The organism is Paenibacillus alba, assembly GCF_013204855.1.
Lineage (GTDB): Bacteria > Bacillota > Bacilli > Paenibacillales > NBRC-103111 > Paenibacillus_E > Paenibacillus_E alba.
Window position 1 is genome coordinate 135,303 of sequence record NZ_JABMKZ010000013.1, and the last position, 25,595, is coordinate 160,897.

A 25,595-nucleotide genomic window follows, 5' to 3' on the forward strand; every position below is an offset into this window, starting at 1 on the left:
ATGAGCTATGAGATTTATTTAAGCTACAACAACCGGGCTGAAGAAATGCAACTTCCTGTTAATCCGGAATCCATTGATGTTACCAACAAAGGGAATGGAAAAACGTATGACATCATCGGCCATGGCGGAAGTACGCATGAAACCCGTGCAGGGGAAGTCAATGTCATTAAGAACCCCAGTCTGAAGGAAGTAACATTTAGCAGCCTATTTCCTGCAACGGTCTATCCATTTGTCATTGTGAAGAAGCTTTACGAACCGATGCATTATATTCGAACCATAGAACGGTGGATGTCAACGAAGCATCCCATCCGGTTTTCATTTGCCGGCCGTTACTCAGAGCAATTGCAAAGACAAGGTTTTGCGGACATTCATGATCTTAATTTTCCAGCATCAATCGAAAAGTTTGACTGGAAAGAAGCAGCAGGTTCCCCAGGCGATATTGAATATACGATCGGATTGAAAGAGTATGTCTTCTACTCCGCCCGGCAGCTAAAGGTTAAAAAAGATGACAACGGGGAACCGGCAATTTGGGTACTTCCCACCGTGCGGCCGGATGAAAGGATTAGACCGGATCATTACGTTTTGCTGGAAAATGAGACGCTTTTGGATGTGGCTATGAAGTTTTTTGATCAGGACAGTGAGCGGAGTAGGGACATTCAAAAACTGAATGGACTGACGGATAGGCAAGCGAGGAACCTTAAAAAAGGAGACTATTTGAAAATTCCGCCGTATTGAGGTGAATAAAGTGCTTACTGTAGAAATTGACAATAAAGATGGCTTTTTGTGGGAATTGCCGATCAGCAATGTGCAGTATAATACAACGCGATACGGGAAGCCTTCCAGTTGTGTAATTACAATGCTGCAAGGAGGCTTGTATGAGGCCAAAGAATTCAAGATCAACAATGGGGATATTGTTCGCGTGCAATTGGACGGAGCGCCGGTATTTTACGGCTTCATTTTCTCCATAGATAGAGGCCGCAGCGAAGATGTCAAGATTACCGCATACGACCAAATGCGCTATCTAATGTCCAACGAAACGTATGTATTTAAGAACGTAACGGCGAGTGAAATCATTCAAACCATTGCGGCTGATTTTAAGCTTGAAACAGGCAGTATTGCAGACTCGGGTTACGTCATACCGTCAATGGTTGAGGATGGCGCCAAACTGATGGACATTGTGTGCAAAGCTTTGGACAAGACGGTTATAGCAACAAAAAAAATATTTGTTTTATATGATGATTTCGGGACGCTGCGATTGAGAGACGCAGACGATTGGCACATGGATTTCATCCTCGGTGACGTGAGTTTGGTTTATGACTATGAGCTAAAACGCTCGATTGACTCCGATACGTATAACCGAATTAAATTTGTTCGCGATAACAAAGAAACGAAAATGAGAGATGTATATTTCTTGGAAGACCACAACAATATCGCCAAGTGGGGACGTCTGCAGCATTTTCAAAAAGTGGATGAAAAGATGAATCCGGCACAAATAAATGAGCTGATAGAACTTACGATGAAAGCCAAGAATCAGGAGACCAAAACGTTTTCACTCCAGGCGATCGGCGATATACGTATCCGTGCTGGCTGCCGCGTATTTGTTTATATTCAAGATGAAGGAATTAACCAATATTACCAGGTTGAAGAGTGTTCTCACAATTTCGACGGATCGGAGCACACGATGAAATTAGACTTGAAGGTGGTGGACCGGTGAATGTGACTAATCTAGTTCGTGCTTTGAAGCAGGCCAGTGTCGGCGCTGTGGAAGCGGGGGCCCCTGTAGCTTTTGTTTTTGGTGAAGTTAAGCAAGTGAATCCTCTCGAAGTAACCGTCGATCAACGGTTTGCTCTCGATGAGGATTTTTTAGTTATACCCGAACAATTAACACCTTACGAGGTTACGGTGGGCGATCAAACCATTGTCATCAGACGAGGCTTCGAGGTTGGAGATAGCCTCCTGCTGATCCGAATGCAGGGCGGGCAGCGGTATCTCATTTTGGACAGGGTGGTGGTGGGATGATTCCACAAGGAGGCGCTGGAAATGTCTTGTTTCAACAAGTCCGGCAACCTAGTAAGACGTATCAATTGGATCCCTTCCAACAGCGTATGATTGGCGTGGTGGACGGGTTGGAAGCGGTGAAGCAAGCTGTTTACAAGATTCTGCAGACGGAGCGATTCAAACATACCATTTACGGTTCTGATTATGGCAGCGAGTTTAATTCGATTGTCGGAAAAAGTGCTTCCTATGTCAAAGCTGAACTTGGCAGACGTATTCAAGAAGCACTCGTTCAGGATGATCGGATTCTTTCCGTTGATAATGTGAAAATCACGGTCAGCGGAGATTCGGCTTTGGCGGAATTCACCGTTGTTTCGTTATTCGGAAACTTTGAAAGCACAAAGGAGGTTTAAGCATGTATGAGTCACAAAGCTACTTAGTTATTTTGCAGCGGATGCTGGATCGTGTTCCAGATGATATAGATAAGCGGGCTGGCAGCGTCATTTATGATGCTATTGCCCCCGCGGCACGTGAGTTAGCCATGATGTATATGGCGCTTGATGCCAATCTCAGAGCCGTCTTTCCTGACACAGCCACAGATGACAATCTGGACGCTATCACCAAGTCCTTTGGAGCCGAGCGCAAACAAGCTACTTATTCGGTACGAAAAGGTTTTTTCTTCGGAGCCGGAGGCGCGGCAGTGGACGTTCCGATCGGGAGTCGGTTTTCTAACGGCGGGCTTAATTTCACGGTCATTCTGAAACTCGCTGCGGGGCAATTCGAGCTGCGCTCTGAAACAGCTGGCAAAGTAGGGAACCAGGGTTTTGGCGCACTTTTGCCACTGGATTATATCAATGGCCTTGTCAGCGCGAGTTTGACGGACGTGCTTATCCCAGGCGATGAACGTGAAAGTGACGAAGAATACCGTGAGCGATTTTTGCAGCAAGCGCGGCTGCCAACGACCAGCGGAAATAAAGCTGACTACATCAAATGGGCCTTGGAAGTCGATGGGGTTGGAGGCGTTCAAGTCATTCCTCTTTGGAACGGAGCGGGTACCGTGAAAGTGGTCATTATTGATACGAATAAAACGCCTGCAAGCTCTCCGCTAATCACTAACGTCCAAGCCTACATTTCTCCGTCGGGTACTGGAGAGGGGAAAGCTCCTGTGGGAGCTTCTGTAACCGTTGCAGCCGCTGCATCCACAACCGTCCAAGTGACGGCGGCCATCGTAAGGGACGGATTAAGGAGCCTTGCTCAAATTAAAGCTGACTTTGAAGCTGCTTTTGCATCCTATTTGGCGGGAATCGCTTTCGCGGCAGACCCTTCAGTCAAATACGCCAAGGTCGGGGCCATTCTGTTGACTGTGCCAGGCGTACAGGACTATACGGCGCTGCTGCTTAACGGTACTTCTGGGAATGTAGGGGTGGGACAAGGAGCAGTAGCCGTAAAAGGGGCGGTGACGCTTAGTGGCTGATTACGTAATCGTAAGTCCTACAGGACAACGGATGCTTAAAGTACTGCCCGATCTATATGAAAAGGTATATGAGACGCGAGTTTTGATGGAAACAGAGGGGCAAGAACTGGAAGATGTGGGAGTTCGTATAACGGATGTCTTCGATCAAGCTGTTGTGGACAAAGCAACTTGGGGATTAGCGAGTTGGGAAGGTTTTCTGGGGATAAAAACGGACGCTTCCAAGCCCTATGATCAGCGGAGATCTGTAATAAATTCAAAGATACGCGGCACCGGAACAGTAACTTTAACCTTATTGAAACGTGTTGCGGAAGCTTACGACAATGGTCAAGTAGAGGTGACGGCAGATCCCGCGAACTACAAAGTGATCATTAAATTCATAAGCTCACACGGCGTGCCGGCGAATCTGACGGATATTGAAACGGCTTTGCTGGATATTATGCCAGCTCATTTAGCAATCAATTTCGTATTTACGTACATGACTTGGGCTGCGCTTGATGCGCACGCGTTTACATGGGGGTCTTTATCAACGAACGACTATACTTGGAAGCAATTCGAATCGTTAACATAATGGAGGGAAAGAAATAATGCCAACAACAACACCAAAATTAGGATTGCCGCGGCCGATAGCTTCGGATAACGTTACTCTTGTTAATCAGCAAGCGTTGATTGATGCAATTGAATTAGGGGCAGCTCCTATAAATAGTCCAGAACTTACCGGAATTCCAAAGGCTCCAACAGCGGCGGCAGGTACTAATACGGATCAAATCGCAACGATGAAAGCCCTTAAAGCTGCTGTAGACGCTATCCCTGCACCTACCGCACCGACATGGACTAACATCACGGGGAAACCGAGTACGTTCCCGCCATCTGCTCACGGCCACGCTGCAACGGAAATTACGGCGACTGGCGGGACTCACGTTCAAGCGGAAATAGATAATTTAAAGTCCTCTGTCAGTAGCGGAAAGGACGCGGTCGCTCGCGCGATTACTGGCATGGGGCAGCCTGCGAGTGGAGGCGACACATTCGCACAAATGGCAACGAAAGTTAGCGCAATCAGCACGGACGCAACAGCCGCTGTAGCTGATGTGCTAACTGGGAAGACGTTTTATCAAGGTGGAGTAAAAAGGACAGGCGGAATGCCGAATAATGGAACACCTACGATTGTTCCAACAAGTAGCAATATAACTTTGGCAGCCGGCTATTACGGCCCAACAACGACAGTTCAAGCGGTTTCAGTCCCAGCAGCCAAGGTACTAACTGGAACAACAATTGCTGGTACTGCTGGGACGATGGTTAATCAGGCGGCGGTTGCGCCTAATGGTCATGCGAATGCTACTCAAATTTCATTTGGTGCATATACCGCTGGGAATCCTAATTTACGTACGTATCTCATGCCACCTGTTGGTTTTTACGATGGAACTATATGGGTAGCTGCTGATACTCCATCACTTGATCCATCTAATGTGCGTAGAGGAATTTCCTATTTAAGCGGAGGATTAGGTACGCTTAATCCTAGTTATTTCGCCAGTGGAAGCACCACTGTTTCAGGGAGTGCTGGAAGCTGGATTAATAATAATACGAGTAGCGCTGAAACGTTCCCCAATATAACGAATGTTTCAGGGCTTACATTCCTTCCAAGAGTTATCGAGATGTTAAATTTAAACAATGGTGTTTTAACGTGGTGGACTTCCGATACCGCTGGATTTATCGGTTACTCGAACTCGTCAATGTGTATTTACTATCACTTCAATGGCAGCACATATAATCGTTATATATTTAAACCTGGAGGATCAATGAATGTTACTGCAACTGGTTTCTCGCTTCCTTCCCATTTATCGGGTACGTCGGTTATGTGGTGGGCATGGGGTTAGATTAAAAAGGAGGAGAAAAAATATGATACAAATTGGTAGAAAAATATATTTTGAAAAAGCTACAGGAAATGTACTCGTAGACACAGGTGAACGTTCGGGTGACGTGATTCAAACAACACTTGAACAAGATTTTGCTTCATATACCGTTCTTAATGGTAGAGTGCCCGAATCCGTTGGCTGTACTCAATTGGAATATGGACAGTATGCGAATGAATTCATGCAGTATTTATTACGGATTAACCCTACAACTAAAGAATTAATTTGGACACCACAAAATAACGGCACAATTGAGGATGCCAAAACACAAAAAATCAAACAACTAAATGAGTTCTGCAACGCAGCCATCCTCGCAGGCTTCACATCCAACGCGCTGGGCACACAGCATTCATACGATTTTGACTATGACGCGCAGATAAACCTCGGAGACATGCTGAACGCTATCACAGCAGGAGTAGTTTCGGAGCCGGTTATTTGGAAAGCGTCCGGATTACCTCAAGCCCATACCTTCGCTCAGTTCAAAGAAGTATTCGGGGAAGGTCTTACTCATAAAAATACAAACATCGGTAAGTATTGGGTATTAAAAGCACAAGTTGAGGCAGCGACAACGTCGGAAGAAATCGAGGCGGTCAAATGGTGAAAGATCTCCAACTTTGCAACGTTATCTTTGTTCGCCGTCTGTGATCCAACGCTGAAAGATAGAGTATAGGAAAATAGTCAAATGGGCTACTGGGAGTGAATACTTTCATGTAGCCTATTTTGTTTATCCTGAAGTGACTTTTAAAGTCATGCTTTTCGGCGTGCTGGGTATATACAGTGATGATAACCCACTAATTGATACAGCGGCAGGACGTAGTCATGATTATTATGGCTAAATTATAGTTTTTCATCGCATAGGTCTGATTTAAAGTTAGTCTTTCTATTATAAGTTGTTTGCAAAATGATGGAACATTTTATGGGGATCTGCTAAAATACAACAATGGAAAATATTACTTATGAAAGAAGTGACTATCTTTGAAGGTTATTTTAGTTCTGTGTTCATTTTTAATGCTCATCGCTTGTTCATCTCAAAAAGCAAGCAATGATACTCAAACAAGTACTACAAAAGTAGAAGTATCTCAAAACAATGAAACAACAAAGCCAACCGCGCCCCCTAAAAGTGCAGCTAAATTAGCTTCATTGGGTGAACAATTGAAGCTTAATGATTGGGAAATAAAATCAGAAAGCTTTGAGTTTATCAATGAAATTAAGATCAATGATAAGACTGTAACCGCAAAAGATGGAGAGAAATTTTTGCGTTTAAATGTTTCTTTGACTAACAATGGAACAGAATCGGACCCGTTTAATAATGGTTCAGGGATAAAAGTCATCTATAATGAGAAGTTTGAGTATAAATCATCAACAAGCACTTTAGATGGCGACTTAAGTTATAAATTTGTTAAGCCTCTTTCAACAGAAAAAGGCATGTATCTTTTTCAATTGCCCGAGAAAGTAGCAAATGCGCCAGAAGAATTAATTGCTGTATTTGAAGTCAATAAAGAAAAGGTTAGTGTGAAATTACGCTAGTCTATAATGTCTAAGTGGACTAAAAAAGTAATAAGAAATATGGAAATCCAGAAGCACTGGTGAAAAAAAGCCTGAGGAAAAGCATTCCTTGGGCTTTTTGTTTGTTCACGAACATTTCCTTGGTAAAGCATTATTATAAAAAAAATACATCGGTCCAGCTTGTTCGCGAATCACCCACCTTATTGTTTGACAAAACCATTAACTTCTTCTTGATTTACCTAAGTTAGAGGACAATACAGGAATAGTATGGTATTGTGAGTCAATAAGAAATTGTCCTGCCTGATTGATCGCTCATGCCTGATTGAACCCATATTTTGCCCGGAATTTTACCGCAAAATTCCTGAATTATCATGATTTTTTATGATTAACAGTGAGCATACTGAATATGGAAAAAACGCGGAGCAACAGTGCTTTGAGTGTTAGAATCAAGAAGGAATTCAGGTAGATAGCATATCTTTATGATAGTGATAATGAAGTTTTATGTCTGCTTTTCTTCACTTACCAAGCAAAATACTTTATTATGTAAGATAGGAAAAAAGCAATTTTTTGCTAATAGAGTAGCTAAGGAGAGATTCCCATGTCTGCAACCAAAGGTTTAGAAGGAATTGTAGCCACGACCTCGTCGATCAGCTCCATTGTAGATGGAGTGCTAACGTATCGCGGGATTGATATTGATGACCTCGCTGAAAATGCGACATTTGAAGAAGTTATTTACTTGCTTTGGTTCGGTAAGCTGCCGACCCAAACTGAGCTTGAGAAACTGCAAAGTGACCTGAACGCTTACAGCAAGGTGCCGGATGCGGTTATCGCTCAGTTGAAAGCATTCCCTAAAGGTGTTAATTCCATGGCTGCTCTTCGTACAGCAGTTTCCGCACTTGCGCTTTATGATGACGAAGCTAATGATTTGAGCCAAGAATCCAATGTGCGCAAAGCGATCAAGCTGCAGGCGCAAATTCCTGGCATCATCGCAGCATTCGCTCGCATTCGTGAAGGCAAAGAGCCAGTAGCTTCCCCAGGATATTCTTCCGTAGCTGCTAACTTCTTGTACCAACTGACAGGCAATGAGCCGGACAAAGTAGCAATCGAAGCTTTGGACAAAGCATTAGTTCTTCATGCTGACCACGAGCTGAACGCTTCCACATTCGCGGCGCGCGTAACAGTAGCTACATTGACGGACATCTACTCCGGTATTACTTCCGCGATCGGCACGCTCAAAGGACCTCTTCATGGTGGTGCGAACGAAGCGGTTATGGCGATGCTTGAAGAAATCGGCACAGTAGAGAATGTAGTTCCTTACATCAATGACAAATTAGAGCGCAAAGACAAAATCATGGGCTTCGGTCACCGTGTATACAAAAACGGAGATCCACGCGCGAAGCACTTGCAAAAAATGTCTTATGAGCTTGGTAAATTGACGGGCAATTTGAAATGGTACGAAATGTCCATTAAAGCTGACGAGTTGGTAACCAGCCTCAAAGGTTTGAAACCAAACGTAGATTTCTACTCAGCATCCGTCTACACAACTTTGGAAATCCCACGCGACTTGTTCACGCCGATTTTCGCGATCAGCCGTACATCCGGTTGGGCTGCCCACATCTTGGAGCAGTACGAAAACAACCGCTTGATCCGTCCTCGCGCTGAGTACACAGGTCCGGTTAACCAAAAATACATTCCGATTAGCGAGCGCTAATTCGGTCTTAGGCAAGCACTCATGGTGCGGGCGGTTCGGTATAAGGCTTCAGGGGTTACCCTGAGGTGTACCGCGACTCCCGTCACTTTTTGTGTGTCTATCACTCTTCTGCTTTCTACGACTTTGACGAGTTGCATTTGTGAAAAGGGTACTTGTTGTAGTAATGTAGCTAGTAGACTGCCAAAAGCACGAGGCGTATAGCACCAAAGCTAACTCATTCGTTCATTTTAAACAATTCCAAGGAGGAACTATCATGCCACAATTCGAATCCTACGCACTACCAACAGAAGGTCAAAAAATCACGATCGAGAACGGTGTCCTTCAAGTACCTAACAACCCAATCATCCCGTACATCGAAGGTGACGGTACAGGTCCTGACATCTGGGCGGCTTCCGTTCGCGTTCTAGATGCTGCTGTTGAAAAAGCATACAAAGGCGAGAAAAAAATCGCTTGGTACGAAGTTTTTGCCGGTGAGAAAGCTTTCAATAAATACAACAACTGGCTGCCTAACGACACGTTAACAGCTATGCGCGAATACATCGTGTCCATCAAAGGACCTCTTACTACGCCAATCGGTGGCGGTATTCGTTCCCTGAACGTTGCGCTTCGTCAAGAATTGGATCTTTATGTATGTTCCCGTCCAGTTCGTTATTTCGACGGTGTTCCATCCCCAGTTAAACGTCCTGAGTTGGTTGACATGGTTATTTTCCGTGAAAATACAGAAGATATCTACGCGGGCATCGAGTGGGAAGCTGGTTCCGATGCCGTTAAAAAAGTAATCAAATTCCTTCAAGACGAAATGGGCGTTAACAAAATTCGCTTCCCAGAAACGTCAGGTATCGGTGTTAAACCGGTATCTTCCGAAGGTACAGAGCGTTTGGTTCGCGCTGCTATCGAGTACGCAATCAAACATGGCCGCAAAACATTAACATTGGTTCACAAAGGCAACATCATGAAGTTCACAGAAGGCGCGTTCAAAAACTGGGGTTACGAACTGGCTGAGCGTGAATTCGGTGACAAAACATTTACATGGGCACAATACGATCGTATCAAAGAAGCAGAAGGCGCTGAAGCAGCGAACAAAGCTCAAAAAGACGCTGAAGCAGCTGGCAAAATCATCGTAAAAGATGCGATTGCTGACATCGCTTTGCAACAAGTATTGACGCGTCCTACGGACTTCGACGTTATCGCTACATTGAACCTGAACGGTGACTACCTGTCTGATGCACTTGCTGCACAAGTTGGCGGTATCGGTATTGCTCCTGGAGCAAACATCAACTACATCACAGGTCACGCGATCTTCGAAGCTACACACGGTACAGCTCCTAAATATGCTGGTCTTGATGTGGTTAACCCAGGTTCTGTTATCCTTTCCGGCGTTATGCTGCTTGAGCACCTTGGCTGGTTGGAAGCGGCTGAACTGATCTACAAAGGTTTGGAAACATCCATCAACAACAAAACGGTTACTTATGACTTTGCTCGTTTGATGGAAGGCGCGAAAGAAATCAAATGTTCCGAATTCGCGAACGAAATCATCAAAAACATGGCGTAATCCTTTTCACCTATTCGAATAAACGTATAACCAACCCAACTATTAGGAGGCACATCTCAAATGGCAATCCGTCGTAATAAAATTACTGTCGTTGGTGCTGGATTCACAGGAGCTACAACTGCTCTTATGCTCGCTCAAAAGGAACTCGGTGACGTGGTTCTGCTAGATATCCCGCAATTGGAAAACCCGACAAAAGGGAAAGCCCTTGATATGCTGGAAGCAGGTCCGGTTCAAGGCTTTGACGCTCAAATTACGGGAACTTCCAACTATGCGGATGCTGCTGATTCCGACATCGTGATCATCACCGCAGGCATCGCTCGTAAACCGGGTATGAGCCGCGATGACTTGGTTAACACGAATGCAGGTATCGTGAAATCTGTTTGTGAGAATGTAAAAGCAGTTGCTCCTAACTCCATCGTTATCATCTTGAGCAATCCAGTTGATGCGATGACATACGTGGCATTTCAAGCTCTTGGTTTTCCCAAAAATCGCGTAATCGGCCAATCCGGTGTTCTGGATACAGCTCGTTACCTGACGTTCATCTCGCAAGAGTTGAATGTTTCCGTTGAGGATGTCAAAGGGGTCGTTATCGGCGGTCACGGCGATGACATGGTTCCTTTGGTTCGTTACACCTATGCTGGCGGCGTTCCGATCGAGAAATTGATCCCTGCCGAGCGCATTGAAGCTATCGTGCAACGTACGCGTACGGGCGGTGGCGAAATCGTTAACTTGCTTGGTAACGGCAGTGCGTACTACGCACCTGCTGCTTCCCTTGTACAAATGACAGAAGCCATCCTTAAAGATAAAAAACGGATCATTCCTACCATCGCTCTTCTTGAAGGCGAGTATGGCTATGACAACTTGTTCATGGGCGTTTTGACAGTTTTAGGCGCTAACGGTATCGAGAAGATTCTTGATATCGAATTAACGGCTGAAGAAAAAGCGGCTTTGGACAAAACAGCTGAATCCGTACGCAACGTAATTAAAGTTGTAGCGGGCTAATCGGCAATGATCAAAAGAGCTAATCTCCTATTTACTAGGAGGTTAGTTCTTTTTTTGTTGTTGCGGGCATAAAATTTTGTTACTTTTGTAAAATCATGCTAAGGGGCTATTGCAAAGTCCATGACCTGTGCTACGATACAGCTAGGCCTATATAATGGCTAAATATTCCATAAGATGGAGGGATTTGATGTTCATGAGAAGCTTGTTCGGAACAAAGAGTTGGAAAAGCCTTGCTTTAACGGTAACCTTGTCGGTGTCCTTTATTGGAGCTATTCCTCAGGCTTTCGCCGAAGGACCTAATGATCCAGCGCCATCCATTACGCCAACTACGGCCAATGGCAAGAAAGTGTTGTTTGATAACACGCACGGCCAGACGGCTGGCGCTGCGGATTGGGTTATTGACGGCGGTTTCTCAGATTTCGCGAATGCACTTGGAAATGCAGGGTACTATGTCAAAGAGCTTCGTAAAAGCACGCCAATTACACTCTCTGATTTATCGGCCTATGACGTATTTGTGATTGGCGAAGCGAACATCCCTTACAAAACATCAGAGCAAAGTGCCATGCTGCAATACGTACAAGGCGGCGGAAGCATCTTCTTCATTGGGGATCATTACAACGCAGATCGCAACAAGAACCGTTGGGATGCTTCTGAAGTATTCAATGGCTATCGCCGCGGCGGCTGGACGAACCCAGCTATTGGCATGAGCACAGCAGAAGCCAATTCAGCTGCGATGACCGGCGTGGCAAGCTCGGATTGGTTATCAACTAATTTCGGAGTTAGATTCCGCTATAATGCGTTAGGAGATATTACTGCAAATAATATTGTTAGTGCTTCTCAAGCTTTTAATATTACAAATGGCGTGTCAACGGTAGCTATGCATGCTGGTTCAACTTTAGCGATTACCGATCCCACTATAGCCAAAGGGATTGTCTATCTGCCGGCAACTACCACCAGTTGGTCCAGTGCTGTAGACCAGGGCGTTTATAACGGCGGCGGTGTGGCAGAGGGTCCTTATGTTGCTGTATCCAAGGTAAGTGCAGGCAAAGCGGGATTCATCGGTGATTCATCACCTGTAGAAGATGCGACGCCGAAATATTTGAAAGAGGAGACAGGCGGAACGAAAACGACATACGCCGGCTTCCAAGAACAGAACGATGCAACGCTGCTAGTGAATATGGTGAACTGGCTGGCGACGAAAGAGAATTACACGAGCCTGACACAAGTGCCTGGTCTGACGTTAAGCACGGCAACGACGCTATATTCGTGGGAACAGCCTGCGAATACGACGGAGCCGCAAGCGGAACCATGGGCAACGCCTGCTGCCGGTTACAAATGGTATGATAGCTCAACCTTCAAAGCGGGTTCATATGGTTACGCATCATCGAACAATACAACGGACCCTTTCGCTTTCGTTCATCAAGCGCAATTACCGAATCATGCAACCTTCCAAGTGAAGATTGTCTTGAATGGCTTGGCTGCGAATGGAACAACGACAGGATACAACTTAGGCATTTACAATGGATCGGGTACGCAGGTAGCGAAGGTTCAGAACAGTGACGGTTCATGGCCTACTTCCTATGGCTACAGCACAAGCTTCTCGTTAACCGCTGACAGCAGTGGGCACGCTGAGAAGATTGTCAGTGTCCAGATCAATACAACAGCCTCAGGAGCGGCCAATATGCGTCTCAGACAGAATACAACGGCTAAATTTACGGAAGCTGTTACGATTGCCGATGTACCGGCACAGCCGCTGCCTTAAAGCCATGTGATTAGCTAGACAAAATAAGCGTTTCGATATATGGAGCTTCCTCAAGTTTTTGCGACTTGAAGGAAAGCTCCATTTTTCAATTAGGCACACTAGGAGCTGATGCCTTTGAAGTCCCAAAATGGTATGCTACTATAAAGCGTTAGCCTTTGAATTGATGGGAATTGTTGAAATCTTTACACAAAGCAGGTGCAGGTCAAAAGATGCAGAATGTAATCAAAAACGAAAGATTTCAAATGCTCGCAATCGCTTTAGCTACGGCCATTGGCGCACAATTCAAGATAAATCCTTTCATCAATGATTTTTTTCGCATTGGTTTGGGAGTCAGTATTTTTTTGTTTTTTTTATTGCTCATGCCGCATCTCCCCTTTGTGAAAACCGGTATTTTTACGGGGATCGCCAGTATGATTGTTCAGTCCGGAGACTGGATCATGCAAGTTGATTCATTTGCGATCATCGAGAGCTTACAGAATAACGCAGCAGCCGGTTGTTACTATGTTGTATTTGAATTCGGAATGAGCTTGCTTCGGAAAAAACTGAATAAATTCCATTCTCTCCTATTGGGCGGGTGTGTGGCACTCATTGATTTTATTTCAAATGAGACGGAACTGCTATTGCGTGGGATATTCATCGGTACGAATACCTTTTATTTTCAAGAATGGTTTCTTCTTATGGTCATTGCCGTCGTGCGCAGTTACTTTGTCATCGGGGTGTACAATAGCATTGTAATCAGTCAGATGCGGTTTACCCATACTGAGCAAGAAAAGAGGCTGGAGCAGATACTAAGCCTCAATTCGGGTTTATATGGTGAAGTTTTTTATTTGAAGAAAGCGATGGAGACGATAGAGGGAATTACGGCCGAAAGCTTTGATCTTTATCGCAAATTAATGAAAGACAATTTGAATGCCTACAGTCTACGCGCACTTGGAATTGCCCAGCAAATACATGAGGTGAAGAAAGATTCCCAACGCATTTTAGCAGGCTTATTGAAATTATATGACAGTGAAGTTGCGGTTACCATGAGTCTTTCTGAAATGCTGCACTTTGTCGTTGTAGGAAATCAAGAATATAGTATCATGTTGAAGAAAAAGATATTCATTAAGAAAGAGCTGGCATTTCACTACACGACGGCGCACTATGTTCCTTTACTGACGATCATGAATAACTTGGTTGCTAATGCTGTAGAAGCTATAGGGGAGACCGGAACCATTCATATTCGGATTTTTGAGGAAGAGGCTGATGTATATTTTATCGTTACCGACTCGGGAAAAGGTGTTCCCGATCAAAAGAAGGAGCTCATATTTGAACCGGGTTATACGACGAAATATAATGAAGAAGGGATAGCGGCAACCGGAATCGGACTTTCTCATGTACGCGATATTGTTCACTCCTTTGGAGGAAGTATCGAGGTAGGATCATCGGAGAAATCAAGCGAAACTCAGTTTGTTGTTCGTCTCACAAAAGCAAGTCTAATTGATGGGGGCGAAGTCGATGACACTTTCAATCATCATCGTAGATGATGATATCGTTTGCAGAAGTATGCTGCAGGATATTATTGATGAATGCGGCATAGGCGAGGTTTTGGGGATGGCAGAAGGCGGGATGGAAGGGACACGAATGATTCTCAAATCGAGGCCGGATGTCGTCTTAATTGATTTATTGATGCCCGATCAAGATGGCATCGAAACAATCAGACAGTTAAAAAACAGTGGTTATAACGGAAAATTTATTATGATCTCACAAGTCGAGAATAAGGACATGGTTGGAGAAGCGTATCAAAAAAGAATCGAGTTTTTCATACATAAGCCGATTAATCGTGTAGAAGTAGAGCACGTGCTCAGCAAGGTTAATGAACAGTGGAAATACGAGAGATATGTTTCTGAGATCAAACAGTCTTTAGCGAAATTGGATATCGGAGAATTTTCAGCGGTCCGTAAAGAAAGAAAAGTTCGTGATGTTGTGAAGACGATTCTCGTGGACCTGGGAATTGTCGGTGAGATTGGCAGTAAAGATATTGTAGCTTTAATGATGTATGCTATCGAAGAGAGACAGGTTACGAGCTTCCCGTCATTAAAAGAATTGTACGAGGCTGTCGCCCACACATATAAACAAGGCCAAAAAGATGTTGAGAAGGAAAGTAAGGCCATTGAACAACGAATTCGACGGACGATCATGGCTGCTCTAAATAATATGGCTTCTATTGGTTTAACCGATTATAGCAATCCGAAGTTCGAATATTATGCACCGCTTTACTTTGATTTTCAGGATGTTCGCATGAAGATGAAGGTGATGGACGAAGAACAGCAGCCCGATAAAGGAAAAGTAAACATCAAAAAGTTTCTGCAAGTTTTGTATATGGAGACACTAGAAAAATTAAATAGTTGATTGAGGAATTCAATCTGCCAAGTCTGGAATTGTATGGACTGGAGGTTTTAATTCCTTTTTTTGTGTTACATATAATAACATACTATAAATGGATTTTTGAAATGTAAGCGAAGCCAAAATAAAATTGATCATTAAATTACTTTATATGTAAACTTTATTTTCGTACCATGTAATAATTTTTTGTAGGATTCTGTATGTTGCTGTAGAGGGGGATTTAGTATAAACGTACAAAGTGATCGCATAGTCGATCTAACATTTTAATAGGGAAAAGGGGTTCTTACATGAAAAAAGGATTATCCATCGTTTTAGGGACTGTCATTGCTTTATCGCTTGCTGCTTGTGGAAATGGTGCAACTACAGCTCCTAAATCTGCAGAGAGTACTAAACCTGCACAAACAACGGTTAAAAAGTACACGTTCGGCACGGATGCAACATTCCCCCCATTCGAGTTTCAAAAAGATGGTAAGTACATTGGCATAGATATTGATTTAATCAACGCAATCGGCAAAGAAGAAGGTTTTGAAGTAGAAATCAAACCGATGGACTTTAAAGGAATCATTCCTGCGATCACAGCCAAACAATTGGACGGCGCTTTAGCTGGTATCAGTATTACGGACGAACGGAAAAAGGTCGTTGGTCTTTCAGATCCGTATTATCAAGCGGGACTTTCACTTGTTGTTCGGGAAGATAATACAACCATCAAGACCCCGGATGATTTGAAGGGGAAAGTGATTGCGATTAAAAAAGGAACGTCGGGAGCTAAGCTAGCAGAAGAGTATGGTAAAAAATATGGCGCGACAATTAAGCATTTCGATGATAGTCCTTCCATGTATCAAGAAGTTGCTAATAAAAATGCTGATGTAACGATTGAAGACTTCCCGGTCATCTCTTACAAGATCGCAGTGGATCCAAATTCCAAGCTGAAAATTGTTGGAGATCGTTTGGACAGCGATTTCTACGGTATTGCCGTCAGTAAAGATAATGTGGAATTGTTGGATAAAATTAATAGTGGTCTCAAGAAGCTTAAAGCTAACGGGAAATATGATGAAATTCTCAGTACGTATATGGGAAAATCAACTAAATAATGAACACAAGCGCTAACCTTTTGTCCCCGTATGTTTGATGGGTTTCATAAGGTTAGCGTCATTATGAATTCCATGTAAAGAAGGGTGGGGGTACAGTGGACTCCTCGTTACAAGTGATTTTAGAGGCACTACCCATGTTGTTGAAAGGCGCGTTAATTACCTTCAAAATTGTGATTATCGCTTTACCGATTGCGTTTCTGATAGGTTTAATTTCTGGCTTGATGAATGTTTCTTCCAGTAGAATTCTTCGGGCTTTAGCTACTTTTTATGTTGACATTATTCGTGGAACACCTTTGTTAGTGCAGGTTTTCTTTGTTTATTTTGGTTTGCCAGCGTTCTTGGATATTCGAATAGAGGCAGAGGTCGCAGGTATTATAGCTATCAGTCTAAATGCCGGCGCTTATATATCGGAGATTTTTCGTGCAGGGATTATCTCTATCAACAAGGGGCAGATGGAAGCTGCTCGTTCCTTGGGCTTAAGTAAATGGTTGACGATGCGTTTGGTTATTTTGCCGCAAGCGATTCGCCGAATGATACCTGCTTATGTAAACCAATTCATTGTAAGCATTAAGGATACCTCGCTATTGTCTGTCATTGGAATTAATGAATTGACTCAGAGCGGGGAGATTATCATTTCCGCGAACTATCGTGCTTTTGAGATATGGGGAGTCGTAGGTATCATCTACTTTATGATCATTTATGCCTTATCCCGCTTAGCTCGCGTATTCGAGAGGAGGTATGCGTCCCAATGATCGTCGTACAAAACCTGAAAAAGACATTCGGTACAAACGAGGTGCTGAAGGATATTTCCACAACGATACAGGAAAAAGAAGTGGTTTGTGTGATTGGACCTTCGGGATCAGGAAAAAGTACTTTCTTGCGATGTCTGAATCTTCTAGAGGAGATATCGTCTGGCAAAGTGACGATTGGCGATGTCATGGTCAACTCACCGGACACGAATATCGATCAATTACGCGAAAATGTAGGCATGGTATTTCAGCTTTTTAATTTATTCCCTCACTTGACCGTTTTGGACAACATTATGCTCGCCCCGAAGCACATTAAGAAAATAGATAAGCAGGCAAATGAACAAGAAGCGATGAAGCTGTTAAGCAAAGTGGGTTTAGCGGCAAAACGGGATGCTTACCCTGATCAGTTGTCTGGCGGACAACAGCAGCGTGTAGCGATTGCTCGTGCGTTGGCCATGAATCCACGTGTTATGTTATTCGATGAACCAACTTCGGCGCTAGACCCCGAGATGGTCGGTGAAGTGCTGCAGGTTATGAAGGATTTAGCCCATGATGGGATTACCATGATTGTTGTCACACATGAAATGGGCTTCGCTCGCGAAGTGGCAGACCGCGTTATCTTCATGGATGGAGGGTATATCGTAGAAGAAGGGACACCATCCGAACTATTCGATTCGCCCAAACATGAGCGTACACAAGCATTTCTCAGTAAAATTTTATAGATCTTGCATTCAAATAATGTGAGTATTTTATTATTCTTATTGCTTGCTGTTAGCTGCGCTGGTTTCGGCGATATCCATCTTGGAGGTGCCAGTCGCATATGCCATTCGGCGGATTAGTCGTTACTTTATTTTCGGTATATGCCTGGAAAAAGGCTGGAGAAGAAGCAGGGCTGAAGGGCTTCTGGTATAAAGCCTGCATGTTCTTGCTTCGTGTGGTAGTTCCTATACTCATCGTATGCGTGTTCATGCATTCGGTAGGGATAATCAAGTTTTCCAAATAATAATGAGACATCCGCTCACTTGGACGCTCCTAGCGCTAGAAATAGTCACAATTACATGTGAAATTACGGTAAGGATGGGATCGCTTTCTTGTCGTGGTCATTCCAATTCGGGTATACTGAAGAGGAAAACATTTCATTAAAATTGCGGAGGGTGTTCAATGTTACAGGTTATGATCTTTTTGCATGTAATCAGTGCTTTATTGCTTGGCGTCTATGTCGTATTTCCTTTCATCGTGGGACGTGCTGCCGCTTTGTCCGGAGCAGCACAAGAGAGCTTTGCGGGCTTGCTGTCCACGTTTAACCGAATCGGCCAGTATTCTTTGATCGTTACATTCCTTACAGGCGGGGCGATGATCAGCCAAATTGATCCTATGCCTTCTGTGCTTTGGATGGTTCTGGCCGTTGTTCTGCTCTTGATCGTTGCTGCACTTACAGGGATGATGGGCGGAAGAATCAAGAAGCTGATTGCCAACGGTAAAGCAGGCAAAAGCACAGCAGCGGATGCTGCCAAAATCAAAGCTTTCAGCTGGATTGCAGCGGTAGCGGTTATCCTTGCTATTTTGTTTATGACCAATCCACAATTGTTAAGTTAAGGTATGGATAAAGATGGGGTTGTCCTGAAAGTTGTTTTCGGATGCTTCCCCCTGAAATGAATGTTCTTATCAAAAACGCTTCTAAAACCACTATTAAGTGGGGATGGAGGCGTTTTTGGTTGTTATTTGCCACCCAAACCGCCAAACGCCCAAACCGCTAAACGGCCAAACGGCCAAACCGCCAAACCGCCAAACCGCCAAACCGCCAAACCGCCAAACCGCCAAGCCCCCAAGCCCCCAAGCCCCCAAGCCCCCAAGCCCCCAAGCCCCCAAGCCCCCAAGCCCCCAAGCCCCCAAGCCCCCAAGCCCCCAAGCCCCCATAAATCCTCTATGGCTTGAGTTTTGTCCAAACTGGCTTTTTACCGTAGGTCCGCAAAATTCCTGCGATTATGCATCCTTTTCCTCTTAGGAATAAGCAAAAAGGTGAAAAGCCTGCGATTGTGCATCCTTTTGAGACCTTTTCCCGATTTCAGGATGGAAAAGAAGAAAAAGCCTGCATAATCGCAGGCTTTCTGGAGTTTTCACACGATTTGACCGAAAAAGCCTGCATTTTCGCAGGTTTTTCAAAATCGGTGAGGGTTGCATATGGCCTATGTGATGGCGAATTCGCTGCACATGCTTTTGGGTCAGCCGCTTTTTATGGATTATTAGAGCTGGAGGATGATCGGTAGACCGCGCTTAGTTATCTTGGGATGGATTTAAAGTGATTTCGTCCAAGGTTTTTTCGAATGACGCGCTCATATGTTCAAGGAAGTAGTCGACTTCCGGCATGTTCATTTTCTGCAAGCTGTCCAAAACTTGCTGTTTGGCGACGACGAACTCACGGTTGCCCGTAGAAAGCTCTGTCAAGCATTTGATATAGGCTTCGATCAAGTCTGCTGCTTTCACCCAGCGGTACAGCTCGGGGTCGGGATCTTGGATTAAATTGCGATAAATGCTGCTGATTTCTGGCGGAATGGTCTGGATCAAGCGCTCCACGGCAACATCTTCGATCTCACGGAAGTTTCGCAGAATTTGTTCGTTATTATGTTTTACAGGTTGCGGGATATCTCCTGTGAGAACCTCGGATGCATCATGGAACAAAGCGATGGATACAACGCGATCCGTTGGAACATTGCGGCCATAGACTTCATTCGCTATGGTACAAAGCATGTGAGCAATTGTGGATACATAAAAGGAATGCTCGGCCACATTCTCTCTGCGCATGTTCCACATGAGACTCCAGCGATCAATATATTTGAGGCGGTATAAATAAGCAAAAAAGTGATGGTTCATTCTGTTTGTTGCACTCCTTCTGATTTGAATCCTACTATCGTACCGCAAGTTGGCGTTTATGCCAATCACTTAACGCTCGGTGTCACCCGCGCCGCCACCTTCCCGGTGGCAGGGGTGTAGACGAGCGGTTGCCCGATCAGCGCTTGCAGGTCATCAAGCGCGATCGTGACCTGCCCGTGCTCGCGCAGCACGGGCTCCCGAAGCTGGACGCGCGCGTCGCCGCGCGTCGCCTTAGCCGCATTCACCTGCAAGGTGAATGCCTCTTGCCCCAGGCGGAGGCTGAGCGCTCCGCCTTCTTCACGGGCACTGCCGCCGAGCTGCTGGGCGGCAGCGGCCGCGTCCACGCGCAGCGGGGCGCTGCCCGGCTGCGCGACAATCCGGCGCTGGATCGAGCGGTTGAGCAGCTCCGGCGTGATGCCGGGGCTGCCCGCGTTGATCCGCGGGATCAAGAGAGGATCGGCGCTGCGCGTCGCCATCTCCGGCGAAATCGTGAAGGCGTAGCGAATGCCCGCCTTCTGGATCAGTTCCGTCGCCGCAGGCGTCGTGATGCCGTACGGGTACGCCATCGCGTCAAGCGGCGCGTCTGTCAAGCCCGCAAGCTTGCCGACACAAGCTTGCGTGTCGGTGAGAACACGCTGCTGATAGGCGTCATCGCTCTCCGCATCCAAGCGACCTACCAAGGCTGCCTTGCCATCTGGCAGCTTATGATGCAGATTATTGGTGTGGCAACCAATGTCGATAAAATTGGTGGCATGCGTCATTTCGCTAACCTGCTCCTTCGACATCGAAGGGATATAAGACCCCATCGGATTGGCCAAATCATTCGTGATCACGAAATTGACCGCAGGAATCCGCAAGCTTTTGAGAATCGGATAGGCCGCTGTAAAGAAGCTTTGATACCCGTCATCGAACGTCACGAGAACCGCATTGGAAGGAACGGTAGCGCCAGCCATATATTGCTTGAACTCGTTTAATGAAATAAAATGATAGCCTTTGCTGAGCAAGGTTTGCAACTGCTGCTCGAAAAGAGCGGTCGTAATCGTACTGGAGCTGGTGTCTTTGTCATGAATGTGATGGTACATGAGAACGGCGACCTGATCCTGATAATAGATATCTTGAGATCGCTTCGCCTGCAGCGGCGTAAGCAAGAGTGTGAGGCCTATGAGGCTCAGCAGAATCGTAATAGCGATTCTTTTGGACATGTCAGCGTATCTCCTTGTATGGTATAATAGTTTGTAATGATTATTATTTTTAAGTTGAGAGGAGCCATCTTAAGTCATGCAGCATTTCTATCAAAGCGTCTACGATCTAATCGTCGAAACGTCCACAAACCTTCCAGGTGATGTGCGCCGTGCGGTTCAAGCCGCTCAGGAGAACGAAGACAAAGGCACTCGTTCCGCGTTATCCCTATCTCGTATTGCCGATAACATTCATATGGCGGAATGCAATGTATCCCCGATTTGTCAGGATACAGGCATGCCAACTTTTATTATACACTGTCCGGTTGGGGCAAACCAAATTATCATGAAGAAGCAAATTCTCGAAGCCGTTGCGAATGCAACCAAAGCGAGCAAACTTCGCACGAACTCTGTGGATTCTCTGACGGGCGCCAATAGCGGAGATAATCTTGGACCAGGTACGCCGGTCGTTCATTTCGAGCAATGGGAACGTGAAGACGTTGAAGTGAAGCTGATTCTTAAAGGCGGCGGCTGTGAGAATAAAAATATTCAATATAGCTTGCCTGCCGATCTCGAAGGTTTAGGCAAAGCTGGTCGTGATCTGGACGGTATTCGCAAGTGCGTTATGCACGCGGTTTATCAAGCACAAGGTCAAGGCTGCAGCGCTGGGTTCATCGGTGTTGGCATCGGCGGCGACCGCACAAGCGGTTATGAGCTGGCCAAGCATCAATTGTTCCGCCATGTTGACGATGTAAATCCGCATCCGGAGCTTCGCAAAGTGGAAGAGTATGTGATGGAACATGCGAATACGCTAGGTATCGGAACAATGGGCTTTGGCGGGCAAGTGACGCTGCTGGGCTGTAAAGTTGGCGTTATGAATCGTTTACCAGCGAGCTTCTTCGTTTCGGTTGCTTACAATTGCTGGGCTTTCCGTCGCCAAGGCGTCATCTTGAATGCTGAAACTGGTGAGATTAACGGCTGGTCTTACCCTCGCGGAGCGGAAGTTTCATTCCAAGAAGCTTTCGAAGCAAGCGCAGAAGCGGCTAAAAACGTGCCGCAAGAAGAGCGTCGCGAGATTGTCTTAACAACTCCGATCTCGGAAGAGCAAATCCGCAGTCTCAAAGTCGGAGATGTTGTCGTGATTAACGGAACGATGCATACAGGGCGCGATGCGCTGCACAGCTATTTGATGACCCATGATGCTCCGGTTGATTTAAATGGGGCTGCCATCTATCACTGTGGTCCTGTTATGAGCAAGGATGAAGCAGGCGAATGGCATGTGAAAGCGGCAGGACCAACAACGAGCATTCGCGAGGAGCCGTACCAAGGCGAAATTATTAAGAAATTCGGTATTCGTGCTGTTATCGGCAAAGGCGGTATGGGACCGAAAACATTGGCTGCTTTGAAAGAACACGGAGGCGTTTATTTGAATGCGATCGGTGGAGCAGCACAATATTATGCGCAATGTTTTAAAAAGGTAGAAGGCGTCGATTACATGGAATTCGGCATTCCTGAAGCTATGTGGCACTTGGAAACAGAAGGCTTCGCGGCTATCGTAACGATGGACTCTCACGGCAACAGCTTGCATGCAGATGTCGAGAAGAATTCCTTTGAGAAGCTGTCTGAATTGAAAGAGCCTGTTTTTAAATAACGGGATTATAGGATTACAGCATTCATCTTTACAAAAAAATAACTGGATTAGGCACGAAGAAAAGGGTTACTATGTAGAGTAGCCCTTTTCTTTTTATTTCCTACATCGGAGGTTCTCCAGAAAAATGACCAAATTCCGTGCCAAACTGACTTTTATTTTAATTACGTTGATTGGCTGTTCCATGCTGATTGCCGGTATTTTCATGGCTAAGGTGCTCGAGAACTCTCATGTGAAATCGTTGAAAGACAATATGGAACGCGAACTTCAGGTGATAAGAGTAACCGCGGATTGGAATCGCACGGGTTCGGAAAGCGAGCTTATCAATGCTTACTCCACGCAAGTAAAAAGAATTAAGGAAGCAACCTATGAACGATTAACGTTTGTACGGGCAGACGGCAAGGTGTTGGGAGATTCGGATCAACAACCGGAACAAATGGATAATCATCTAAGCCGGCCAGAGATTGCGGAAGCTGCCGCTCAAGGAGTCGGCTATACAACACGATATAGTGATACACTCAAGGAAAAAATGCTGTACGCAGCTATTGCTGTTAAGAATGATTCGAAAGTAACAATCGGATTTCTGCGGATTTCGATGAGTCTTGCCCAGGTGGACAAGTCTGTTCGCAGCTTGTGGTATTTTCTAATTATCGGACTAGCCATTTTGTTCCTCATTGCGGGTCTGGTCAGTTATCGGATCGCCAAAGGAATTACTCATCCCATTGAGAAAATGACCAAAGTCGCACAGCAAATTACGAATATGAACTATGAGTCTCGGGTTCCCGCTTACAGCAACGATGAGGTGGGACAGCTTGGTCAGGCGATTAATCGGATGTCAGAAAGCTTGCAGCTGCAAATGGCCCGGATTCAAGAGAATGAGCGCAGGCTGCAAGGTGTCATGGAAAATATGATGAGCGGCATCATGATGATTGATCGCGATGAGCGCATTACGTTATTGAATCCTTCCGCCGAATACATTTTGGGCTTCTCCTCACAGGAGCTGCTCGGCAAGCGATATAATGAAGCCAAACAGCAGTTGGATTTCACAAAGCTGATTCAGGAATGCATTGAAACGCGGGAACCGATTCGCGATGAGATGATCTTCTATTATCCGGCAGAACGTATTCTGGATATCCATTTAAGTCCAATTGCTCATGAAGATGAGGAGTGGTCGGGTGTTCTCATTGTGATTCACGATATCACAGCTGTGCGACGACTGGAGCGGATGCGCAGTGAATTCGTGGCGAATGTTTCCCATGAGCTAAAGACACCGATCGCAGCTGTCAAAGGTTTTGCCGAGACGCTGCTTGCTGGGGCGCTGAATGATAAGGAAACGGCAGTATCGTTCCTGCAAATCATTTTTGATGAAAGTGAACGATTGAATCGCTTGATTGGGGACATTCTAGAATTATCCAAAATTGAGTCGAAACGAATTCCAATGAATTTCTCACCGATTTACTTGCCGGAATTTCTGGAAAGATCCTTGAGTGTATTAAGAAAAGAAGCCGAAAAGAAACACATTGAGCTAACGATGCAGGTCGATGATGACGTGTATATTGAAGCTGATGAAGACCGCTTGCGGCAAATTATTATCAACTTGCTGTCCAATGGAATCTCCTATACACATGAAGGCGGTAAGGTGAAGGTGCGCGTAGAGCCGCTTGACATGAATGCAGATGGTGATTATGAACGGCTGCGTTTGATCGTATCCGATACGGGAATGGGAATTCCGAAGAAAGACTTGCCTCGAATTTTCGAGCGATTCTATCGCGTAGACAAAGCTCGTTCGAGAAGTTCAGGCGGAACCGGACTTGGATTATCCATTGTCAAGCATTTGGTAGAGCTGCACAAAGGAACGATTCGGGTTGATAGCGAAGTTGGGATCGGGACCAAGTTCACCATTGAATTGCCTGTCATTCACTAATTTACACAGAGATGACGAAAGATTTACATTCTCTTTACAAAATTGTGGTAAAGTAAGGGTGTGCAATGTTAATAAAATGTAAATGCGGGGGTCCCCATGGCACAAAACATATTAGTAATTGAAGATGAACCAACGTTAGCACGGTTGCTTTCGTACAACCTTTCACAGGAAGGCTATCATACGAAAGTTGTCGATCATGGTGGCGATGGACTTCAAGAAGCGCTGCAGCAGTCTTACGACTTAATTATTCTGGATATTATGCTGCCCGGACTCAATGGCTTCGAGGTATTAGCAAAGCTCAGACAAAAGGGGAACAGCACGCCAGTTATTATTTTAACGGCGCGCAACGCAGAGGATGAAGTCGTACAAGGCCTCAAGCATGGCGCTGATGATTATATAACGAAGCCCTTCGGGGTGGCAGAATTGCTTGCTCGCGTTTCAGCGGTTTTGCGCAGAACGCAGTCAGAGGAAGCAACCGCGGATAAGTTGAAATCCAATGAGAAAGTGATTCAGGCGGGAGAATTATTCATTTATCCGGAGAAATATGAAGTAGTGCTCAAAGGGGAGTCTATCCCGCTTAGACCCAAAGAATTTGAGGTTCTGCTGTATCTCGTGCAGCGGCCCGGTGTGGTTGTAACCCGAGATGATTTGATGAATATCGTTTGGGGCTTCGATTATATAGGCGGCCAACGAACAGTTGATGTGCACGTAAGCTCGCTTCGGAAGAAGCTGGAAATGAATCAGCAATCGGTCCAGATTGATTCCATCCGTGGTGTGGGGTACAAGCTGGTAGCGAGCATGGTCAAAAAATAATGAGTCTAGGGTGCTGATTTATCAGCT

At 45.3% G+C, this 25,595-nt stretch carries 27 protein-coding genes; 24 read left to right on the forward strand and 3 right to left on the reverse strand.

What is annotated here, in order from left to right:
* The 20 genes from HQN90_RS18035 (at window position 1) to HQN90_RS18130 (ending at window position 18,730) form a co-directional block, all read left to right on the forward strand.
* Window positions 1–735, forward strand: coding sequence for a peptidoglycan-binding protein LysM (locus HQN90_RS18035; RefSeq protein ID WP_173221183.1), 735 nt, complete (start codon window positions 1–3; stop codon window positions 733–735).
* 10 nt (window positions 736–745) lie between these two features.
* Window positions 746–1,714: an XkdQ/YqbQ family protein gene (locus tag HQN90_RS18040; RefSeq protein WP_173221185.1), complete on the forward strand. Its 969-nt coding sequence runs from the start codon at window positions 746–748 to the stop codon at window positions 1,712–1,714.
* On the forward strand, window positions 1,711–2,019 hold the full coding sequence (locus HQN90_RS18045) for a DUF2577 domain-containing protein (RefSeq protein ID WP_326076414.1): 309 nt from the start codon (window positions 1,711–1,713) through the stop codon (window positions 2,017–2,019). The genes HQN90_RS18040 and HQN90_RS18045 overlap by 4 nt, the downstream gene beginning before the upstream one ends.
* On the forward strand, window positions 2,016–2,408 hold the full coding sequence (locus HQN90_RS18050) for a DUF2634 domain-containing protein (protein WP_173221187.1): 393 nt from the start codon (window positions 2,016–2,018) through the stop codon (window positions 2,406–2,408). Before HQN90_RS18045 ends, HQN90_RS18050 begins: the two co-directional genes overlap by 4 nt.
* A 2-nt stretch (window positions 2,409–2,410) precedes the next feature.
* The gene (locus HQN90_RS18055; protein WP_173221189.1) at window positions 2,411–3,469 is read left to right on the forward strand and encodes a baseplate J/gp47 family protein; all 1,059 of its coding nucleotides are present in this window, start codon (window positions 2,411–2,413) and stop codon (window positions 3,467–3,469) included.
* Window positions 3,462–4,037 (forward strand): putative phage tail protein, encoded by a 576-nt coding sequence (locus tag HQN90_RS18060; protein WP_173221190.1) that lies wholly within the window; start codon window positions 3,462–3,464, stop codon window positions 4,035–4,037. Before HQN90_RS18055 ends, HQN90_RS18060 begins: the two co-directional genes overlap by 8 nt.
* A 16-nt stretch (window positions 4,038–4,053) precedes the next feature.
* Entirely contained in the window at window positions 4,054–5,340 is a 1,287-nt protein-coding gene (locus tag HQN90_RS18065) for a hypothetical protein (protein ID WP_173221192.1), read from the forward strand.
* 22 nt (window positions 5,341–5,362) lie between these two features.
* Window positions 5,363–5,977, forward strand: coding sequence for a DUF4376 domain-containing protein (locus tag HQN90_RS18070; protein ID WP_173221193.1), 615 nt, complete (start codon window positions 5,363–5,365; stop codon window positions 5,975–5,977).
* 374 nt (window positions 5,978–6,351) lie between these two features.
* Window positions 6,352–6,903 carry a DUF4352 domain-containing protein gene (locus tag HQN90_RS18075; protein ID WP_173221195.1) on the forward strand — a complete coding sequence of 184 codons (552 nt, stop codon included), beginning with the start codon at window positions 6,352–6,354 and terminating at the stop codon, window positions 6,901–6,903.
* Window positions 6,904–7,480: 577 nt separating this feature from the next.
* Window positions 7,481–8,593 (forward strand): citrate synthase, encoded by a 1,113-nt coding sequence (citZ, locus tag HQN90_RS18080; RefSeq protein ID WP_079421103.1) that lies wholly within the window; start codon window positions 7,481–7,483, stop codon window positions 8,591–8,593.
* Window positions 8,594–8,846: 253 nt separating this feature from the next.
* Window positions 8,847–10,145 (forward strand): NADP-dependent isocitrate dehydrogenase, encoded by a 1,299-nt coding sequence (gene icd / locus HQN90_RS18085; RefSeq protein WP_173221197.1) that lies wholly within the window; start codon window positions 8,847–8,849, stop codon window positions 10,143–10,145.
* Window positions 10,146–10,205: 60 nt separating this feature from the next.
* Window positions 10,206–11,147: a malate dehydrogenase gene (mdh, locus tag HQN90_RS18090; RefSeq protein ID WP_173221199.1), complete on the forward strand. Its 942-nt coding sequence runs from the start codon at window positions 10,206–10,208 to the stop codon at window positions 11,145–11,147.
* Window positions 11,148–11,340: 193 nt separating this feature from the next.
* Window positions 11,341–12,909 (forward strand): DNA-binding protein, encoded by a 1,569-nt coding sequence (locus HQN90_RS18095; RefSeq protein ID WP_173221299.1) that lies wholly within the window; start codon window positions 11,341–11,343, stop codon window positions 12,907–12,909.
* A 209-nt stretch (window positions 12,910–13,118) separates the two neighbouring features.
* On the forward strand, window positions 13,119–14,435 hold the full coding sequence (locus HQN90_RS18100) for an ATP-binding protein (protein WP_173221201.1): 1,317 nt from the start codon (window positions 13,119–13,121) through the stop codon (window positions 14,433–14,435).
* Window positions 14,407–15,300 (forward strand): response regulator, encoded by an 894-nt coding sequence (locus tag HQN90_RS18105; RefSeq protein WP_173221203.1) that lies wholly within the window; start codon window positions 14,407–14,409, stop codon window positions 15,298–15,300. Before HQN90_RS18100 ends, HQN90_RS18105 begins: the two co-directional genes overlap by 29 nt.
* A gap of 281 nt (window positions 15,301–15,581) precedes the next feature.
* Entirely contained in the window at window positions 15,582–16,385 is an 804-nt protein-coding gene (locus HQN90_RS18110; protein ID WP_173221205.1) for a transporter substrate-binding domain-containing protein, read from the forward strand.
* Between the two features lie 95 nt (window positions 16,386–16,480).
* Window positions 16,481–17,137 carry an amino acid ABC transporter permease gene (locus HQN90_RS18115; RefSeq protein WP_173221207.1) on the forward strand — a complete coding sequence of 219 codons (657 nt, stop codon included), beginning with the start codon at window positions 16,481–16,483 and terminating at the stop codon, window positions 17,135–17,137.
* Entirely contained in the window at window positions 17,134–17,856 is a 723-nt protein-coding gene (locus tag HQN90_RS18120) for an amino acid ABC transporter ATP-binding protein (protein ID WP_173221209.1), read from the forward strand. Before HQN90_RS18115 ends, HQN90_RS18120 begins: the two co-directional genes overlap by 4 nt.
* A gap of 98 nt (window positions 17,857–17,954) precedes the next feature.
* A complete protein-coding gene (locus tag HQN90_RS18125) occupies window positions 17,955–18,137 on the forward strand; it encodes a hypothetical protein (RefSeq protein WP_216855356.1) in 183 nt (60 codons plus the stop codon).
* Window positions 18,138–18,295: 158 nt separating this feature from the next.
* Complete coding sequence (locus tag HQN90_RS18130) at window positions 18,296–18,730, forward strand: hypothetical protein (RefSeq protein WP_173221211.1); 435 nt, start codon at window positions 18,296–18,298, stop codon at window positions 18,728–18,730.
* Between the two features lie 122 nt (window positions 18,731–18,852).
* On the opposite strand, the gene HQN90_RS18135 is transcribed toward HQN90_RS18130, so the two are convergent.
* The gene (locus HQN90_RS18135) at window positions 18,853–19,080 is read right to left on the reverse strand and encodes a hypothetical protein (RefSeq protein ID WP_173221213.1); all 228 of its coding nucleotides are present in this window, start codon (window positions 19,078–19,080) and stop codon (window positions 18,853–18,855) included.
* A 39-nt stretch (window positions 19,081–19,119) separates the two neighbouring features.
* Between HQN90_RS18135 and HQN90_RS18140 the strand changes: the two genes are divergently transcribed.
* The gene (locus tag HQN90_RS18140; protein WP_173221215.1) at window positions 19,120–19,401 is read left to right on the forward strand and encodes a hypothetical protein; all 282 of its coding nucleotides are present in this window, start codon (window positions 19,120–19,122) and stop codon (window positions 19,399–19,401) included.
* Window positions 19,402–19,408: 7 nt separating this feature from the next.
* On the opposite strand, the gene yfbR is transcribed toward HQN90_RS18140, so the two are convergent.
* Both yfbR and HQN90_RS18150 read right to left on the reverse strand, forming a co-directional pair.
* Window positions 19,409–20,005, reverse strand: a complete 597-nt coding sequence (yfbR, locus tag HQN90_RS18145; protein WP_173221217.1) for a 5'-deoxynucleotidase — start codon at window positions 20,003–20,005, stop codon at window positions 19,409–19,411.
* A 65-nt stretch (window positions 20,006–20,070) separates the two neighbouring features.
* On the reverse strand, window positions 20,071–21,207 hold the full coding sequence (locus HQN90_RS18150; protein WP_173221218.1) for a polysaccharide deacetylase family protein: 1,137 nt from the start codon (window positions 21,205–21,207) through the stop codon (window positions 20,071–20,073).
* Window positions 21,208–21,283: 76 nt separating this feature from the next.
* Here HQN90_RS18150 and HQN90_RS18155 point away from each other — a divergent pair, with 76 nt between their 5' ends.
* The 3 genes from HQN90_RS18155 to HQN90_RS18165 all read left to right on the forward strand — a co-directional run bounded on the left by HQN90_RS18155 (window position 21,284) and on the right by HQN90_RS18165 (window position 25,568).
* Entirely contained in the window at window positions 21,284–22,834 is a 1,551-nt protein-coding gene (locus HQN90_RS18155) for a fumarate hydratase (protein ID WP_079421089.1), read from the forward strand.
* Window positions 22,835–22,958: 124 nt separating this feature from the next.
* A complete protein-coding gene (gene pnpS, locus HQN90_RS18160; RefSeq protein ID WP_173221221.1) occupies window positions 22,959–24,755 on the forward strand; it encodes a two-component system histidine kinase PnpS in 1,797 nt (598 codons plus the stop codon).
* A 96-nt stretch (window positions 24,756–24,851) separates the two neighbouring features.
* On the forward strand, window positions 24,852–25,568 hold the full coding sequence (locus HQN90_RS18165; RefSeq protein WP_079421087.1) for a response regulator transcription factor: 717 nt from the start codon (window positions 24,852–24,854) through the stop codon (window positions 25,566–25,568).
* Window positions 25,569–25,595 lie beyond the last annotated feature (27 nt).